At 55.6% G+C, this 2543-nt stretch carries 2 protein-coding genes; both read left to right on the forward strand.

All coding sequences use genetic code 11. The features are described 5' to 3' along the window. On the forward strand, nucleotides 1–863 hold an 863-nt coding region (locus VGE80_RS19370), incomplete at its 5' end, for a formylglycine-generating enzyme family protein (RefSeq protein ID WP_440593802.1). 128 nt (nucleotides 864–991) lie between these two features. After that, nucleotides 992–2338, forward strand: coding sequence for a Gfo/Idh/MocA family protein (locus tag VGE80_RS19375; RefSeq protein ID WP_373652927.1), 1347 nt, complete (start codon nucleotides 992–994; stop codon nucleotides 2336–2338). Nucleotides 2339–2543: the final 205 nt, after the last annotated feature.

The following is a 2543-nucleotide window of genomic DNA, read 5'->3' on the forward strand; positions in this document are numbered from 1 at the left end:
GTCGTAACGAAGACGAAGGCCCACAGCATAAGGTGAAGCTAGAGCCGTTCTGGATGGGCAGCACCGAAGTGACCTGGGACGAATTTGAACTCTGGTCAATCCGTTTGGAGCGTGCTCTTCGTGATTTCGGTGGCGCTGAAACCGGTCCTCTGGAAAAAGCTGCCGACGCGATCACCAAGCCGACCAATCCGTATACCGACATGTCATTCGAAATGGGCAAAGACGGCGGATATCCCGCGATCTGCATGACCCAGCATGCCGCGAAGACCTATTGCGAGTGGCTGAGCGCAAAGACCGGACGCTATTACCGTCTGCCAACCGAGGCGGAATGGGAATATGCCTGCCGCGCCGGTACGACAACGGCTTACCACTTTGGCGATGATTCCTCGCAGCTCGGAGAGTATGCCTGGTACGAAGAGAACAGTGCCGAGAAGGGATCGGCCAAGTATCATAAAGTCGGAAAAAAGAAGCCGAATCAATGGGGCCTGTACGACATGCACGGCAACGTGGCAGAGTGGGTCCAGGATAAGTACGAGCCTGATTTCTACGGGAAATTCAAGCCAAACGAAGCTGTGAAATTCCCTCTGTGCCTGGCTGATGACGAGTATCCTCGCGTGGCTCGAGGGGGGGCATGGGATCGTGGTGCGTTACACGCCCGCAGCGCCGCACGACTGGCGTCTGATCCTGAGTGGAAACAGCAGGATCCACAAAACCCCAAGAGCGCATGGTACATGACCGACGCCCTGTGGGTTGGCTTCCGTGTTGTTCGACCATTGCGGACCCCCAGCGAAGAAGAACGCAAGAATCTGCGTCTGGACGCTGTCGTTCCGAAGGGTGTCAAGCCGCGAATCACGATCGAGTGAAGCTGGTTCGTTCGGGTTACCGATTCAGTATGAGATCTTGAAAAGTCAGAGGTGTCTTCGCGTCTCTTTCCATTGAGTGAGCAGGTCGTACGTTTTCGCTGAGCAGTACATCACACCAGGAGTCGAGCATGAATCCATCAGATCAATCTCATGACGTCGCATCACGGCGCGATTTTCTAAAGACATCCACACTGGCGGGTGTTGGTGCATCTTTGGTTGTCCCTGCCGGTTTCAGCAGCACTCTGTTTGCTGGGGGTGACGATACAATCAAGGTGGGGTTGGTCGGCTGCGGTGGACGAGGTACCGGTGCAGCAGGACAGGCACTCTCGACAAACGGGAACGTCAAACTGACCGCTGTTGGGGATGCTTTTCCTGAGAATGGACGCAATGCCGTCGACAGCATCAAGAATGGCCTGGGTCCCAAAGGTGAGCGGGTTCAGGTTCCCGCAGAGAAGATCTTTGATGGTCTGGACGCTTACCAGAAAGTGATCGACAGCGGTGTCGATCTGGTGATTCTGGCAACTCCCCCTGGCTTCCGCCCGATTCACTTCGAATATGCGGTGAAAGCTGGCAAGCACGTCTTCATGGAAAAGCCCGTCGCTGTTGACGCTCCTGGTGTTCGCCAGGTGATCGAAGCGAACAAGATCGCCAAGGAAAAGAAGCTGAAGGTCGGTGTTGGACTTCAGCGACATCACGACGCGGGTTACCTCGAAACGATCAAGCGGATTAAGGACGGGGCGATCGGCAAGATCATCGCCTTGCGAGCCTACTGGAACGGGACCACCCCTTGGGATCCCCGCAAGACGCGCGAGCAGTGTCGGTCAGAAATGGAGTATCAGATTGTCAACTGGTACTACTACAACTGGCTGAGCGGCGACCACATCTGTGAACAGCACATCCACAATCTGGACGTCTGTAACTGGGTCAAAGGTGGGGCGGACAAAGAGGCGGAGTATCCGGTCAAGGCGAGCGGCATGGGGGGCCGACAGGTTCGTACCGATAAGAAGTATGGTGAAATCTTCGACCATCACTTCGTCGAATACGAGTATGCTGACGGAACCTGTATGTTCAGCCAGTGCCGTCAGATGCCCGGATGCTTCAATCGTGTCTCTGAGTTCGTCCACGGATCAAAGGGAACCTCTAATCCTGCCGGCTCGATCAATGCCGAGGGAATGGAATGGCGGTTCACGGAGAAATCCAAGAACCCGTACGAAGTCGAGCATGACAACCTGTTCGCAGCCATTCGGAATGGAACCGAATTCAATGAAGCGGACAATGGAGCCTATAGTTCGATGACGGCTGTTCTTGGCCGGATGTGTACTTACTCCGGTAAAGAGATCACCTGGAACGACGCCATCAAGTCGAACATCAGCTTGGCCCCCAAGAGCTACACCTGGGATGCCGAGCCACCCGTCAAGGCGAACGCGGAAGGTTACTACCCGATCGCGGTACCAGGGCTGACACGAGTTCTCTAATTCTCGATCAAGTGATTGAGCTGAGAATCAAAGAGGCCCCGCGCTGTTCATTCAGTGCGGGGCCTTCTGCTGTGCGCCTGGCATGTTGTGTTTCTCGGAGATGCAAGTTCTCTACGGGCCGTGATGACCGGAACCGTGAGCTGTAGGACAGGGTGCCCGCCGCGAGGCGGGATCTGAAGGGAGCCGAAAGCGAAACTTGGACTCG

Origin of the sequence: Schlesneria sp., from assembly GCF_036405755.1 — a bacterium.
GTDB classification, from domain to species: domain Bacteria; phylum Planctomycetota; class Planctomycetia; order Planctomycetales; family Planctomycetaceae; genus Schlesneria; species Schlesneria sphaerica.